The following is a 14,851-nucleotide window of genomic DNA, read 5'->3' as shown; positions in this document are numbered from 1 at the left end:
TTTATCGAATTCAGTGTGCTTTCGTGGTATATAAAATAAAAGCTCCTTCCGCGTATGGAAGGAGCTTTTATTTTTACATATTAAAACATGCTTGAGCTATGCATTGGTTGAAGTTTTGCATTTGGATCGAAGTAAGCTTTTGCATTGTTTACTGCTGTCGGTGCTTCGCCAAATCCACAAGCGATAAGTTTTACTTTTCCTTGATATGTACAAATGTCACCAGCAGCGTAAATGCCAGGAATATTTGTTTCCATTTTTGAATTCACAAGGATGCTATTTTTTTGTATATCTAAGCCCCAGTTTTTAATTGGGCCAAGAGAGGAAACGAAGCCGTAGTTTACAATTACATCATCAACATCGATGATAACTTTTTCTTCAGTTTTTACGTGCTGAAGAACGACTTGTTCAATTTTGTCATCACCAATGAGTTCAACTGGAACATACGGTGTACTTACTTCTGCACGAGAATTCATTAAGTTTTCGACGCTATGTTCATGTGCGCGGAATTTATCACGGCGATGAACGATTGTAACTTTGTCAGCAATCGGTTCTAACATCATCGTCCAGTCTACTGCGGAGTCGCCACCGCCAAATACTACGACGCGCTTGCCAGCAAATTTATTCATATCATCAACGAAATAATGTAAGTTTTTCTTTTCGTATTTTGCTGTACCTTCTAATTCTAAGCGGCGTGGTTGGAAAGCACCATTGCCGGCAGTAATAATGACTGATTTAGAATAGTGAGTTTGTTTATTCGTAACAAGTTTAAATATACCATCAGCTTGTTTTTCAAGCGTATCAACAGCTTCTTCTAAGCAAATGGTTGGATCAAATTTCTTCATTTGTTCTTTTAAGTTATCAACTAATTCTTGTGCGCGCACTTTTGGAAATCCAGCTACATCATAAATGTATTTTTCAGGGTAGAGTGCGGATAATTGTCCTCCAAGTTGAGGTAAGCTTTCAATGATTTTTACACTTGCTTGTCTCATCCCGCCATAAAATGCTGTGAATAGTCCTGTTGGACCACCACCAATAATTGTTATGTCGTAAACTTTTTGATTTTCTGCCACTTTCATTCCCCCTATAGATGGAATTTTGATATTGATTTCATATATTGTTCATATGTACACGAAAATCCTGCAAATGATGACACTTTCAAATAAATGATAGCATATTTGAGTTCATAATACTTCTGAAAACGACTGAATTGTGTGTAAGTTTTCGCATAGATGCTTTTTGTATTGTATAAAATATACAGAAAGGAAAATACATGAAAAAAAGGCTGAAAAACCCTTGAAAACGCTATGTTATTTTAAAATATTGATAATTCTCCAGAAGCTTGAATTCTGGAATAAAACCGACTAATATAGGGAAGTATTATGTTAAATTTCTATGACAAAATTCGTACGATTTTTTGACTGCGTTTTGTTATGATATAGAATGTGATAAATTCCACATTCTTGACAAATAGAGTTTTTAGTACTTGGTATTATTTCTCATTACTATTATATAAAGAAAAGGGTTGTGATTTGGTGAAGATTCCAAAAATCGTAGTTTTAGGTGCAGGTTATGGCGGGATGATTACGACTGTTCGTCTGCAAAAAGCATTATCTGTAAATGAAGCTGAAATTACGTTAGTAAACAACAACAGCTATCACTACCAAGCGACTTGGTTACACGAGAGCGCAGCTGGTACATTACAAGATGAAAAAATCTGTCTAGATATTCAAGACGTTATTGATACAAATAAAGTGAACTTTGTACAAGACACAGTAGTAGAAATTAAAGCTGCTGAAAAACGTATTATCTTAAAAGACGGCGAGTTAGAGTATGACTACTTAGTAATCGGTCTTGGTTTCGAATCAGAAACATTTGGAATTACAGGATTAAAAGAGCATGCATTCTCAATCGCTAACATTAATGCAACTCGTGAAATTCGTGAGCATATGGAAGCTAGTTTCGCTAAATATGCAGATGAAAAGCGCGATGAGTTAGTAACAATCGTTGTTGGTGGTGCTGGATTTACTGGTATCGAGTACGTAGGTGAGCTTGCAAACCGTGTTCCTGAACTTTGCAAACAGTACAATGTACCACGTGAAAAAGCACGTATCATCTGTGTAGAAGCTGCTCCAACAGCACTTCCAGGTTTCGATCCAGCATTAGTTGAATATGCTGTAAAACAACTTGAGAAAAAAGGCGTAGAATTCCGCATCGGTACAGCAATTAAAGAAGCAACTGAAGAAGGTATTATTGTTGCAAATGGTGATGATACTGAATTAATTAAGTCTGAAACAGTAGTTTGGGCTGCAGGTGTTCGTGGTAATGGTATTGTGGAAGAGTCTGGCTTTGAAGCAATGCGCGGACGTGTAAAAGTTGATGAGTACATGCACGCTCCAGGATACGAAGAGGTATTCATGGTTGGTGATGCAGCGTTAATCATTAACGAAGAAATTAACCGTCCTTACCCACCAACAGCACAAATTGCAATTCAACAAGGTTACAATATTGCACACAACTTAACTGTATTAGTTCGTGGCAAGGGCGAAATGAAAAAATTCGCATTCGATAATAAAGGATCTGTATGTTCTTTAGGTCATGACGATGCAATGGGCGTTGTTATGGGTAAAAAGTTAACAGGTTGGAAAGCTTCCTTCATGAAGAAAGTAATCGATAACCGCTACTTATTCTTATTAGGTGGACCTTTATTAGTTCTTAAAAAAGGTAAATTAAAGTTCTTTTAATATATAGTAGAAAAAGCAGAAACGGCTAAGCGCCGTTTCTGCTTTTTTTTCATATAATACATGTTTTCGATATAACAATAGAAAGATGAGAGAAATGTTTTATTTGAATATTGCCTTATCATGAAATGGATGAATCCAATGTTTTATTTTCTTCATAATTACATTTCTGCATCTTGATATTTTTTTGTTAACAGTATATCGACAAAATGGGTTTTTTCACTTTTTGAAAAAAGGAAATTTCACAGCGAATTAAAAAGTATAGTATAATATATAGAAAAGAAAGAATATTCTGTCCGTTCGGATGGAGGAGGATGCATCATGGGGAAGCGCGGGAAAGTATGGTTAGCTGTTAGTGGCTTAGTAGCTACAAAAGATGGCAGGTGGCTATTCGTTAAGAAGAAATACAGTGGATTAAAAGGGAAATGGTCTTTACCGGCTGGTTTTGTAAATGAAGGTGAGACAGTTGATGAAGCTGTGAAACGCGAAGTGTTAGAAGAGACAGGCATTGTCGCTCATGTGAAGGGGATCATTGGTGTTCGATCGGGTGTTATTCGTGATGAAATTAGTGATAATATGATTATTTTCCTTTTGGAGCCTGAAGGAGAAAATATTATTGTACAGGAGAAAGAATTGTCTGAAGTGGCGTTCTTACATCCAGATAAGATTGCGGACGATCCGAATACGTCTGTACTTATTAAATATTTGTTAGAAGGAAGATCAGAACTACATCTTGAAGTGGACAAAACATTAAATCCAGGAGAACCATTTGGTTATACAGCCTATCACGTATTTACGGCACGTGCGAAGGAGAGGGAGAAAGAGTGAGTATACCGGTACTACTTATTTCAATGATGTTATTTTTTATTTTGTTCTTTGGAATTGGATTTTTACTCAACATGATTTTGCGAGCTACTTGGGTAATGGTTATTGTGTATCCGATTGTTTGTATGCTTATTATTAATAAAGCGAGTATGTGGGATTATTTTTCAAAACCGAAAGAAACATTTTCTTCATTTGGGACAAGTGTATCGCACTTAGGACAAGCAGACGTGTTTATTCTATCTACTGGATTAGTAGGGGCTGCTTTAGCAGGAGTCGTGATCAAGAAACTTCGGAAAAGCGGATATCAAATGTTTTAATCTCCAACTAAGTTGGAGATTATTTTTTGCATATTCCTTCATCGTATAGGGAATGATTAACGATGAAGGAGTGTGGAATATAAAAATGTTAAAACGATATTGTATTCGCATTATGATGACTTGTTTACTTGCATTTGCATTATGCGTAACGTGGAAGGCTTTCACTGGAGTTTCTTTATTAGAGATTGTAAAGACATATGAAGGAATGAGTGCAAAAGAAGTACATGCAGCAGAAGTTAAGAGAAATGTTGCTCCGAGTAAAGAAGTGATAAATGCTTTAGAGCAGGCAAACGACTGGTCTAAATATCGTTCAATTGAAATGACTGCAACAGGTTATACATCGGGGATTGAGTCAACAGGTAAGAGGCCAGGGCATCCAGAGTATGGTATTACATATTCAGGTGTTAAAGTGAAAAGGGATTTATATTCCACAATTGCTGCGGACTTACGCGTATTCCCGATTGGAACGATTCTCTTCGTGCCAGGTTACGGGTATGGTGTAGTAGCTGATAAGGGCGGAGCAATAAAAGGAAACCGTCTTGATTTATATTATGATACGGTGAAAGATGTTTATAGCCAATGGGGTAAGAAAAAAGTAAATGTGTATGTAGTAAAAGTAGGAAAAGGTAAGTTTACAGAAGAAGAGTTAACGATGTTAAATCAAGACGAAACGATGCAAGTGTTTCGTGGTCAATATTTAAAGCAAAGATAGTCTAGTCGTAATTACGCTAGACTTTTTTTTTTGGCTTATTTCATAATAGAGGAGATTTTACACGTCATATAACTGTAGTTAGAATTGTCGCATTTTATCGAAAATAAAGTTATAATGGTGGTAGAGAAATTTAGGGGGGCTGAACATGTTTCAAGTACAAAAAGAATTAGCAGGTCACGAAGCAGTAATTGTCGCTTTATTTGAAGAAGAGAAAATGAGTAGTTTTGTACAAGAACTGGACAAAGCGTTTGAAGGACAATTACAAGTTTTACTAGAAGAGAAAGAATTATCTACGAAGAAAAAGGCCATTTCGAAAGTACATAGCTTAGGAAAAACAAATGTGAAACGTTATTACTTTGTTGGTTTAGGCAAGAAAGAGTCTTATACGACAGAAACGTTACGTGTGGCTCTTGGAAAAACGTTTAAAACACTACAAGCAGCAAAAGTACAAGATGCAGCAATCTTACTTGATTCTTTCGTAACAGAGAAATTAGACGCGATTGATGTCGCTCATATTGCAGCAGAGGTACAAGGCCTTGGTACATATGAATTACAAACGTATAAATCAGATAAAAAGGATCGTGTAGAGTTAGAGAAGTTCACGGCTATTACAGCGGAAGATGCACAAGAAATTGAAGCCGCATTAACAGTTGGCTACGTACATGGACGTGCAACAAATTCAGCTCGTACACTTGTAAATATGCCGCCAAACGTATTAACAGCGACAAAGCTTGCTGAGTATGCTGTTGAGTTAGCGGAGAAATATGATATGGACTATAAAGTTCTTGAAAAAGAAGAGATGGAAGATCTTGGTATGGGTGCGTTACTTGCAGTAAACCAAGGTAGTACAGAGCCACCCAAAATGATTGCTCTTATTTATAAAGGAAAAGAAGAGTGGACAGATGTCATTGGATTCGTTGGAAAAGGTATTACATACGATACAGGTGGTTATTCTTTAAAACCACGTGAAGGCATGGTTGGTATGAAAGGTGATATGGGCGGTGCAGCTGCTGTATTAGGTGCGATGGAAATTATCGGAGAACTGCGCCCAGAACAAAATGTGATCGCTGTTATTCCTTCAACTGATAACGTTGTAAGTGGTACGGCATTTAAGCCAGACGATGTAATCACATCTATGAGTGGAAAAACAATTGAAGTATTAAATACGGATGCAGAAGGTCGTCTAGCTTTAGCTGATGGTATTACGTATGCGAAAAAACTTGGCGCAAACTACCTTGTTGATGTTGCAACATTAACAGGCGGTGTAATTGTTGCACTTGGAAACCATACGACAGGCGCAATGACAAATAATGAAGAGTTGTTTGAGCAAGTACTAGAGGCTTCTATGGAAACAGATGAACCAATTTGGCAACTACCGATTTTTGATCGTGATAAAGAACGTGTGAGAAACAGTAAGTTTGCTGATTTAAATAACTCACCAGGCCGTGAAGGACATGCGGTTATGGCAGGTACATTCCTAGGCGAATTCGCTGAAGATACACCGTGGGTACACTTAGATATCGCTGGAACATCAGAAACAAAAGGCGCGCACGACTTAGGTCCAGCTGGAGCAACTGGTGCAATGGTACGTACACTTGCAACACTTGTGGAGCGTTTCGGAGAAGAATAAGAGTATAAGTGAAGACTGTTCCAATATTTTGGAACAGTCTTCTTTTTTATAGGTTTGTTTATCCCGCTATTTGCCGGACAGTAAGACCCTAATCTCAAAATTCAGTGGAAGCAAAGAAGTGAGGTGGGGTTGCCCGTAAACGCTCAATTGGTGAGGGCTGATTAAAGTTTCACTTTATAAAGAAATTGTATACAAAATCCCATTTAAAGCAAAAGAAGTACGGCCCGTTTCTTCAGAGACAACTAATATAAGTGCATCACTCTTTTCTGATAAGCCTATTGCAGCTCTGTGACGCGTTCCTAGCTCAGAATCAACTTCTGTACTTTTCGTTAAAGGAAGAATATTAGCAGCTGAGACTATATGATTATTTTTTACGAGAACGGCACCGTCATGAAGGGGGTTACCTGGGTAAAATATTGATTCGAGTAATGGCGCAGTTAAATGAGCGTTTAATGTCGTTCCAGTTTGAATGAAAGCTTCAAGCGTTTCATTTCGTTCCACAACGATAAGAGCACCATGTTTTCTAGCGCTTAAATGTTGGATAGCTGTCGTAATAAAAGATGAACTTTCCGTATAAGGTGATAAATATGCCTGAATATAGTATGTAGCTGCCAATGTTTGTACATTTGCCAACATATGATGAATATCTTCCATTTTGCATAAAATACATTCATCTTCTTTATCGATTGCGTTTCTCATAATCGATAGTTCTCTTTCAGCAATTTCAATCATTTGCTTTGTTTGTATTTTGAGCTCTTCTGACAAGCCCCATTCTTGCATAATCCTCATTCCCTTTAGTGGAGTATTTAACAATAGTGTATACAAATATTCCTAGTAAAATCCTGCTAGATTTTATAAAATATTGAGATACAGCATATTTTTTTCATATAATAAAGATATGACAAGCGGGAGGAGAGAGAAGAATGAATTGGAAACAAGAATTTAGTCGCTGGCTTTCTTACGCACAATTAGATGCAGAATTAAAAGAACAGCTAGAAAATATGAAGCAAGATGAGAAGAAAATCGAGGATAGCTTTTATAAAAATCTAGAGTTTGGCACAGGTGGTATGCGTGGTGAACTTGGTGCTGGTACGAACCGTTTAAACGTATATACAGTTCGTAAAGCAACAAAAGGATTAGCAAGCTTTATCGAAAAGTTAGGTGAGGAAGCGAAAAAACGCGGTGTTGTTGTAGCCTATGATTCTCGTCATAAATCACCTGAGTTCGCAATGGAAGTCGCTGCTACACTTGGTGCACGTGGTATCACAACATATGTGTTTGAAAGCTTACGTCCAACGCCAGTACTTTCTTTCGCAGTTCGTCATTTACATACAGTAAGTGGAATCGTTCTTACGGCAAGCCATAATCCGCCTGAATATAACGGATATAAAGTATACGGTGAAGATGGTGGACAGTTACCTCCAAAAGAGGCCGATGAGTTAATTAGTTACGTAAACGCAGTAGAAGATGAATTAACAGTTGAAGTGGCTGATGTAGAGCAATTAAAAGCTGACGGTTTATTACATATTATTGGACAAGAAGTAGATGATGCATATGCTACAGAATTGAACAATGTCATCATTAATAAAGAAATGGTACAAAAGGTTGGTAAAGACTTAAAAATCGTCTTTACACCATTACACGGAACATCAAATATTTCTGTACGCCGTGGTTTAAAAGAAGTTGGATTTACAGATGTAACAGTTGTAAAAGAGCAAGAGTTACCAGATCCAAACTTCTCTACAGTAAAATCACCGAACCCAGAAGAGCACGCAGCGTTTGAGTATGCAATTCGTGACGGTGAAAAGGTAGGCGCAGATGTATTAATCGCAACTGATCCTGACGCAGATCGTCTAGGTGTAGCAGTTCGTAATCATAATGGTGAGTTCCAAGTATTAACAGGAAACCAAACAGGTGCATTAATGCTTGATTACTTACTATCTCAAAAGAAAGAAAACGGAACGCTTCCAGAGAACGGTGTCGTATTAAAAACAATCGTAACGTCTGAAATTGGTCGTACAATTGCAAAAGCATATGGTTTAGATACAATTGATACGTTAACTGGATTTAAATTTATCGGTGAGAAAATTAGGCAGTATGAAGAAAGCGGACAATATGAATTCCAATTCGGTTATGAGGAAAGCTATGGTTATTTAATCCGTCCATTCTGCCGTGATAAAGATGCAGTACAATCTGTCCTATTTGCATGTGAAGTAGCTGCATACTACAAATCACAAGGGAAAACGTTATATGATGGTCTATTAGAAGTATTTGAGAAATACGGATTCTTCCGTGAAGACCTTGTATCGTTAACGTTAAAAGGAAAAGATGGAGCGGAACAAATCCAAGAGATGATGGCGACGTTCCGTGAGAATCCTCCGAAAGAAGTAGCGGGCTTAACAGTCGTAGCAGTGGAAGACTATAAAGCAAGCATTGTTACGTCTTTACAAGATGGAAATAAAGAAGAGATTCACTTACCGAAATCAAATGTGTTAAAATATCAATTAGAGGATGGTTCATGGTTCTGCCTACGTCCATCTGGAACTGAACCGAAGATTAAGTTCTACTTCGGTGTACAAGATAGTTCTTTACAAAATAGTGAACAAAAGTTACTTACTATTAAAGAAGACATTATGAATCGTTTATAATACAAAGTAATTTTAAGTAGTAAGGAACAAAAGGGAGCGAAATCTCCCTTTTGTTTTATGTAGGAAATAATTGCTATTAATTCCGACAGGAGAGAGGGTATTTTGTGATGAAAAAAGTAAGAAAAGCGATAATCCCAGCAGCTGGATTAGGAACACGTTTTTTACCAGCAACGAAAGCAATGCCGAAAGAAATGTTACCGATAGTAGATAAACCAACGATCCAGTACATTGTAGAAGAAGCAGTGAAATCGGGCATCGAAGATATTATTATCGTTACTGGTAAAACAAAGCGTTCTATCGAAGATCATTTCGATAACGCATTTGAACTAGAGCAAAACTTATTAGAGAAGAAAAAATATGAGTTGCTTGAAAAAGTACAAGCTTCTTCAAAAATGGTAGATATTCATTATATCCGTCAAAAAGAGCCGAAGGGGCTAGGGCATGCTGTTTGGTGCGCACGTAAATTCATTGGTGATGAGCCGTTTGCAGTGTTACTAGGTGATGATATTGTCCAAGCTGAGAAACCATGTTTACGTCAATTAATGGATGAGTATGAAAAAACACTTTCTTCTGTTATTGGTGTACAAACTGTTCCAGAAACAGAAACACACCGTTATGGAATTATCGATCCATTAGAACAAGAAGGTCGTCGTTACCAAGTTCGCAATTTCGTTGAGAAACCAGCACAAGGTACAGCACCTTCAAACTTAGCGATTATGGGCCGTTACATTTTAACGCCTGAAATCTTTATGTTCTTAGAACAGCAACATGTCGGTGCTGGCGGTGAAATTCAGTTAACAGATGCAATCCAAAGCTTAAATGAAATTCAACGTGTATTTGCTTACGATTTCGAAGGAAAGCGCTACGACGTAGGTGAAAAGCTAGGATTTGTTCAAACGACAATTGAAATGGCCCTGCAACACCCAGAATTACGTGATGACATGGTTGTAATGATGAAGAAAATTTTAGAAGAACAAGTGAATCAAGAGTCTTAATATAAAAAAAGAGTTATTGCAGCAAGCTGCAATAACTCTTTTTTATTATGAAATCGTCGAATGAGAATGCTGATAAGCAGAACGACGCACAGCATAGTATATGCGAGGGGCGATAATAGCACCGATAATTGTAAATGCAATATCTTTTACTGCAAACCACATCATAATCATCCAAGCAGCTTTATAGCTCATATTACCGCCCATAAAGAGATTGACTGCCCCGTACATGTAAGTAGTACCGATTATATAAGTTAAAATAATTCCTGTGAAAGAGGCAATCGCAAATGTAATGCATGTTGGTCTTTCTTTTTGTTCTACTAGTTTCCCCGATACGTAAGCAACGATAATAAATGCGATAATAAAACCACCAGTAGGATCTAAAAGTGCTCCAAATCCAGCCTTGAAGTTAGCGAAGATTGGTGCGCCGGCTACGCCAACGAGCATATAAACAGTCATGGATAAAGCACCAAGTCTACTTCCAAGAAGAAGACCTGCTAAAATTGCGAAAAATGGTTGCATAGATAATGGGATACCTGCTACTTGAAGGAATGGTGCCCAAGATACAATATTTGCACCGATGGCCATAAGAGCAACGAACATGGCAGCTAATGCTAAATCTAAAACATGTAATCTTCTCATAATGTTAACCTCCTGTTGTTTTTAGGTTAACATTATCGTAGCTAAAATATTTACTTGTTGTCAATCAAAATATTTTGATAAGAAGGCTTTAAATAGTCTCTTAGCAACGTATATGGAATACGAAATTGCGGAATTCCACTTGAATACGGAGCAATCTCATATAAAGGGAAATAAATGACGAGATTGTCTGGCTCTAAAAAGAAGTGAAACTTTTTCATACTCATTACCTTTTCAGTTGCATCAGGAAAATAAATACTTTCATTTTGTTTAATTTGTCTTACAATCTCTGCACGGATTACATCTTTATATTTATCTTTTTGTTGAAATAAATCGTCTAAGTGCAGTAGCTTTTTTTCTTTTAAATCAAATGTATTTGCCTTCCACGTATAAAGACCGTGTGCTCCGCCAGTATATTGATAGTAATTCACATATAGGCTAAGAAAAGGTGGTTTGTTTAAAGAGACTTTATAATCAACATTTGCTACGTACGGATGAAATGGTGTACTAGATCCTTCTGTCTCTTTATAGTATTTTTTTGCTTCTTTTTCTAATTTGTTTTTAAATTTGTCAGTGGATTTTTTGTAGTATAAATTGAGCTTATTTTGAAATGTAGAGTCAGAAAAGTTGTGAAAAGAAGGCCTATTTATTTGATATTCTATATAAGGTTTCTTACCTTTTTGCGTTACAGTCTTAACATCGATTGTCAGGTTAGATGCTTTGGCTGTTATTGCACAATTTGGTACAATAGTCAGCAAGGAGAACATAAGCAGTAATATACAAAATTTCTGTTTCATTTAGGTGAAGCCTCCTTATATAAGTGTTATAAGTAGTTTGAAAATAAATAGGTAAAATTATACATTTAATTAAAGCAAGAGAAGGAGGAAGCGATATGGCAAAAACTTTAATGGATTCACTTGGAATTGAGTTGTTAGAGATGACAGAAGATAAGGTGGTTGCTACGATGCCTGTTGATGAGCGTACGCATCAGCCATTTGGATTTTTACATGGCGGTGCATCGGTTGCATTAGCAGAAACAGTGGCAAGTGTTGGTTCATACAATTTAATTGATCAAGAAAAATGTATTTGTTTCGGATTAGAAATTAATGCAAACCACATTCGCTCAAAGAAAGATGGAATTGTAACAGCGATCGGAACACCGATACATAGAGGACAATCGACAATGGTTTGGGATGTTCGTATTATTGATGAAAATGATGATTTACTATGTATATCAAGATGTACAGTAGCAATTAAAGAAAAACGTGAAAAATAAAAAAGAGGCGCTCTTATGAGCAGCCTCTTTTTCTTATAATTAGAACTGGATTTTCTTCTCTAAGAAACCTTTTAGTTCGCTAATTGGCATACGAACTTGTTCCATTGTGTCACGGTCACGTACTGTAACAGCTTTGTCTTCAACTGAGTCGAAGTCGTATGTGATACAGAATGGTGTACCGATTTCGTCTTGACGACGGTAACGTTTACCGATAGAACCAGTTTCATCAAAGTCTACCATGAAGTCTTTAGCTAATTCTGCGAATACTTCAGTAGCACCTTCAGATAGCTTTTTAGATAATGGTAAGATAGCTGCTTTGTATGGTGCTAAAGCAGGGTGGAAACGAAGAACTGTACGAGAATCGTTTTCTAATTGCTCTTCTTCATATGCATCACATAAGAATGCTAATGTTACACGGTCTGCGCCTAAAGATGGCTCGATGCAGTATGGTACGTAACGCTCATTCGTTTGTGGATCGATATAGTTAAAGTCTTCGTTTGAGTGTTCCATGTGACGTTTTAAGTCGAAGTCTGTACGAGATGCAACGCCCCAAAGTTCGCCCCAACCGAATGGGAATTTGAATTCAATGTCAGTTGTTGCATTACTATAGTGAGATAACTCTTCTTCACCGTGGTCACGAAGACGCATGCTCTCTTCAGTCATACCAAGTGAAAGTAACCAGTTTTTACAAGTTTCACGCCAGAATGCGAACCACTCTAAATCTTCACCAGGCTTACAGAAGAATTCAAGTTCCATTTGTTCGAATTCACGTGTACGGAATGTGAAGTTACCAGGCGTGATTTCGTTACGGAAACTCTTACCGATTTGGCCAATACCAAATGGAAGCTTTTTACGCATAGAGCGTTGAACGTTTTTGAAGTTTACGAAAATACCTTGTGCTGTTTCAGGACGAAGGAAGATTTCGTTTGTGCTAGATTCTGTAACACCTTGGAATGTTTTGAACATTAAGTTGAACTGACGGATTTCGGTGAATTCTTCACTACCGCAATCAGGACATTTTACTTCATGTTCTTTCATTAAGTCAGCCATTTGGTCGAAAGTAAGACCATCAACAACCATTTCGATGCCTTTTGCATCTAAAGCATCCTCAATTAATTTGTCAGCACGGTGACGAGCTTTACATTTTTTACAGTCGATCATTGGATCGTTGAAGTTACCAACGTGACCAGAAGCGATCCAAGTTTTAGGGTTCATTAAAATAGCTGCGTCTAAACCAACGTTGTATGGAGATTCTTGAATGAATTTTTTCCACCAAGCTTTTTTAACGTTATTTTTTAATTCGATTCCAAGTGGACCGTAATCCCAAGTGTTTGCAAGACCACCGTAAATTTCAGAACCAGGGAAAACAAAACCGCGATGTTTCGCTAAGTTTACAACTTGTTCCATTGAATACATAAGAAAATCCTCCTTTTGAAAGTTAACGTATTGGCGATGACATACTCTGATACTTTGGAAACGAGCAGTATAGCTAAAAAGAACATAAAAAAACGCTCATCCCAAGGCTTATTTGCCTAGGGACGAGCGTTTGCCCGCGGTTCCACCCTAGTTGATACACAAAAGGTGCATCCACTTTATCATGTATTGCTCGGGACTGCCGTTTCCTTGCGGCTTCAGGCTTTCACTATCCCTGAATCGCTTTTTATGCAAGTACTTATAAGTCCGTCATCGCTACTTATATTAGTAATAATGAACATATTCTAACACGTTCTTTTTTAAATCTCAATAGAGGAACGCGTCTATCTATGATAGAGTCTCGCCTATTTTTTCATTATTTATTCCGTAATTTTCTTTAATATGCTTAATTGCTTCACGCTTACTTAATGGAGCGAGCTCGTTGTTTTGCACGTATTCCCAAACTACATCCGGATTTGTTTTTGCATATTCACGAAGGACCCAGCCAATCGCTTTTTGAATGAAAAATTCTTTTGAAGAATGTAGTTGTCCAATAATCCAGAAAAGAAGTTCTTCATCCATCTTTTGTTTATATTTCAGTTGGAATAAAATAGCGGCGCGTTGTAACCATATGTTATCTGATGCAATCCATTTTGGAATATAAGCAGAAATCAATTCTGGGTGTTTTAAAAAGATAGTACCTAAGAATGTAGGGACGATGCTATCGACAGAGTCCCACCAAGATTTTGTGACAATAAGTTCTTCTAAGAAGGGGATATGAGTTTCGTTTATATGCTTTTTATATTTTTGCATAATATCAAGTGCGGCCGCTTGGAATTCACGTTCTGGTAAGTCCCAAAGCTCACGTACGATAATTTGGAAGTCTTTTTTATCTGGGAGAGTATGTATTTGAATGACGTCTTTTAATAATTGGCGTCTTTCCGGTGTTTGAATACCTAGAAATGGGAAGTGATTTTTCATATAACGAGCCATAGGTTCTGCTTTTTTAGGATTTTTATGAGCTGTGAAATGCTCTTGTAATGCTTTTACAAATGGATGCATAAGTGTTTCTCCTCTCTTATTCTCTTTCTTCTCTTATTATACAAAGAGTTTGGATAAATTTTAAAACATAACTTGCAATGTAATGAAATATGTTGAAAGTAGAGAGGAGAGGATAAGATGGAGGATCAAGGCGTACTAGCAGGTTTCTTTGCTCTTAGTTTTGCGTTTATTCTTGTTATATTGATTTGGGCAATTATTTCATATTTGTTAACGGCTTTTGCACTTTATTCGATGGCGAAAAATGATGGTGCAACGGACGGGGTGCTTGCGTTTATTCCGTTTTTGAATAGTAAGACGTGGGGTGACTTAGCGAAAGATAAATTACCAGATTTTTTGAAAGAAGAAGCAGGGTGGAAAGTATTCGGTATATATGTTGCATGTTTCATTTTTAATTTCGTACCAATTATAAGTTTACTAGCAACAGCTGTATCGATTGTATTGTCTATTTATCTTATCTACGCTATTTTAGACAGATATGGAACGAACTCTATATTATTTACGATTATTCATGTAATCACATTTTCGGTGTTCTTACCGATTCATTTATTTATTATTCGAAATGAACCGGTGAGATATAAAGAGTAGATTTTTCGTTTTTG

At 37.0% G+C, this 14,851-nt stretch carries 15 protein-coding genes; 9 read left to right on the top strand and 6 right to left on the bottom strand.

Annotation, left to right across the window (positions count from 1 at the left end; translation table 11 throughout):
• Positions 1-80: 80 nt before the first annotated feature.
• The gene (locus ACW0JX_RS24100) at positions 81-1,070 is read right to left on the bottom strand and encodes an NAD(P)/FAD-dependent oxidoreductase (RefSeq protein ID WP_459245135.1); all 990 of its coding nucleotides are present in this window, start codon (positions 1,068-1,070) and stop codon (positions 81-83) included.
• 462 nt (positions 1,071-1,532) lie between these two features.
• Between ACW0JX_RS24100 and ACW0JX_RS24095 the strand changes: the two genes are divergently transcribed.
• The 5 genes from ACW0JX_RS24095 (at position 1,533) to pepA (ending at position 6,222) form a co-directional block, all read left to right on the top strand.
• Positions 1,533-2,741 (top strand): NAD(P)/FAD-dependent oxidoreductase, encoded by a 1,209-nt coding sequence (locus ACW0JX_RS24095; RefSeq protein ID WP_459245134.1) that lies wholly within the window; start codon positions 1,533-1,535, stop codon positions 2,739-2,741.
• 318 nt (positions 2,742-3,059) lie between these two features.
• The gene (locus tag ACW0JX_RS24090; protein ID WP_000517993.1) at positions 3,060-3,566 is read left to right on the top strand and encodes an NUDIX hydrolase; all 507 of its coding nucleotides are present in this window, start codon (positions 3,060-3,062) and stop codon (positions 3,564-3,566) included.
• On the top strand, positions 3,563-3,880 hold the full coding sequence (locus ACW0JX_RS24085; protein ID WP_000027016.1) for a YuiB family protein: 318 nt from the start codon (positions 3,563-3,565) through the stop codon (positions 3,878-3,880). The genes ACW0JX_RS24090 and ACW0JX_RS24085 overlap by 4 nt, the downstream gene beginning before the upstream one ends.
• Before the next feature lie 85 nt (positions 3,881-3,965).
• A complete protein-coding gene (locus ACW0JX_RS24080) occupies positions 3,966-4,592 on the top strand; it encodes a 3D domain-containing protein (RefSeq protein ID WP_002094181.1) in 627 nt (208 codons plus the stop codon).
• Positions 4,593-4,737: 145 nt separating this feature from the next.
• Positions 4,738-6,222, top strand: coding sequence for a cytosol aminopeptidase (gene pepA / locus ACW0JX_RS24075; protein WP_000487953.1), 1,485 nt, complete (start codon positions 4,738-4,740; stop codon positions 6,220-6,222).
• 174 nt (positions 6,223-6,396) lie between these two features.
• Here pepA and cdaS read toward each other — a convergent pair whose 3' ends face one another.
• Positions 6,397-7,002 carry a sporulation-specific diadenylate cyclase CdaS gene (cdaS, locus tag ACW0JX_RS24070; RefSeq protein WP_001158743.1) on the bottom strand — a complete coding sequence of 202 codons (606 nt, stop codon included), beginning with the start codon at positions 7,000-7,002 and terminating at the stop codon, positions 6,397-6,399.
• 143 nt (positions 7,003-7,145) lie between these two features.
• Here cdaS and ACW0JX_RS24065 point away from each other — a divergent pair, with 143 nt between their 5' ends.
• Together ACW0JX_RS24065 and galU are read left to right on the top strand one after the other, a co-directional pair.
• Positions 7,146-8,870, top strand: a complete 1,725-nt coding sequence (locus ACW0JX_RS24065; RefSeq protein WP_459245133.1) for a phospho-sugar mutase — start codon at positions 7,146-7,148, stop codon at positions 8,868-8,870.
• A 107-nt stretch (positions 8,871-8,977) separates the two neighbouring features.
• Positions 8,978-9,865, top strand: a complete 888-nt coding sequence (gene galU, locus ACW0JX_RS24060; RefSeq protein ID WP_075717126.1) for a UTP--glucose-1-phosphate uridylyltransferase GalU — start codon at positions 8,978-8,980, stop codon at positions 9,863-9,865.
• A 45-nt stretch (positions 9,866-9,910) separates the two neighbouring features.
• Here galU and ACW0JX_RS24055 read toward each other — a convergent pair whose 3' ends face one another.
• Both ACW0JX_RS24055 and ACW0JX_RS24050 read right to left on the bottom strand, forming a co-directional pair.
• Positions 9,911-10,504 (bottom strand): biotin transporter BioY, encoded by a 594-nt coding sequence (locus tag ACW0JX_RS24055; protein WP_459245132.1) that lies wholly within the window; start codon positions 10,502-10,504, stop codon positions 9,911-9,913.
• A 50-nt stretch (positions 10,505-10,554) separates the two neighbouring features.
• Positions 10,555-11,298, bottom strand: a complete 744-nt coding sequence (locus ACW0JX_RS24050) for a DUF3298 and DUF4163 domain-containing protein (protein ID WP_000810334.1) — start codon at positions 11,296-11,298, stop codon at positions 10,555-10,557.
• A gap of 95 nt (positions 11,299-11,393) precedes the next feature.
• On the opposite strand from ACW0JX_RS24050, the gene ACW0JX_RS24045 reads away from it, so the two are divergent.
• On the top strand, positions 11,394-11,777 hold the full coding sequence (locus ACW0JX_RS24045; RefSeq protein ID WP_001140612.1) for a hotdog fold thioesterase: 384 nt from the start codon (positions 11,394-11,396) through the stop codon (positions 11,775-11,777).
• 39 nt (positions 11,778-11,816) lie between these two features.
• Here the strand turns inward: ACW0JX_RS24045 and ACW0JX_RS24040 are convergent, their stop codons facing one another.
• Together ACW0JX_RS24040 and ACW0JX_RS24035 are read right to left on the bottom strand one after the other, a co-directional pair.
• Positions 11,817-13,193 carry a glycine--tRNA ligase gene (locus ACW0JX_RS24040; protein WP_000287154.1) on the bottom strand — a complete coding sequence of 459 codons (1,377 nt, stop codon included), beginning with the start codon at positions 13,191-13,193 and terminating at the stop codon, positions 11,817-11,819.
• A 345-nt stretch (positions 13,194-13,538) separates the two neighbouring features.
• Entirely contained in the window at positions 13,539-14,252 is a 714-nt protein-coding gene (locus ACW0JX_RS24035) for a DNA alkylation repair protein (protein WP_078400741.1), read from the bottom strand.
• 117 nt (positions 14,253-14,369) lie between these two features.
• Here ACW0JX_RS24035 and ACW0JX_RS24030 point away from each other — a divergent pair, with 117 nt between their 5' ends.
• Positions 14,370-14,837, top strand: coding sequence for a hypothetical protein (locus ACW0JX_RS24030; protein ID WP_000390061.1), 468 nt, complete (start codon positions 14,370-14,372; stop codon positions 14,835-14,837).
• Positions 14,838-14,851 lie beyond the last annotated feature (14 nt).

Source organism: Bacillus sp. C-3-6, assembly GCF_054509685.1.
This window is presented reverse-complemented; position numbering and strand designations above follow the sequence as displayed.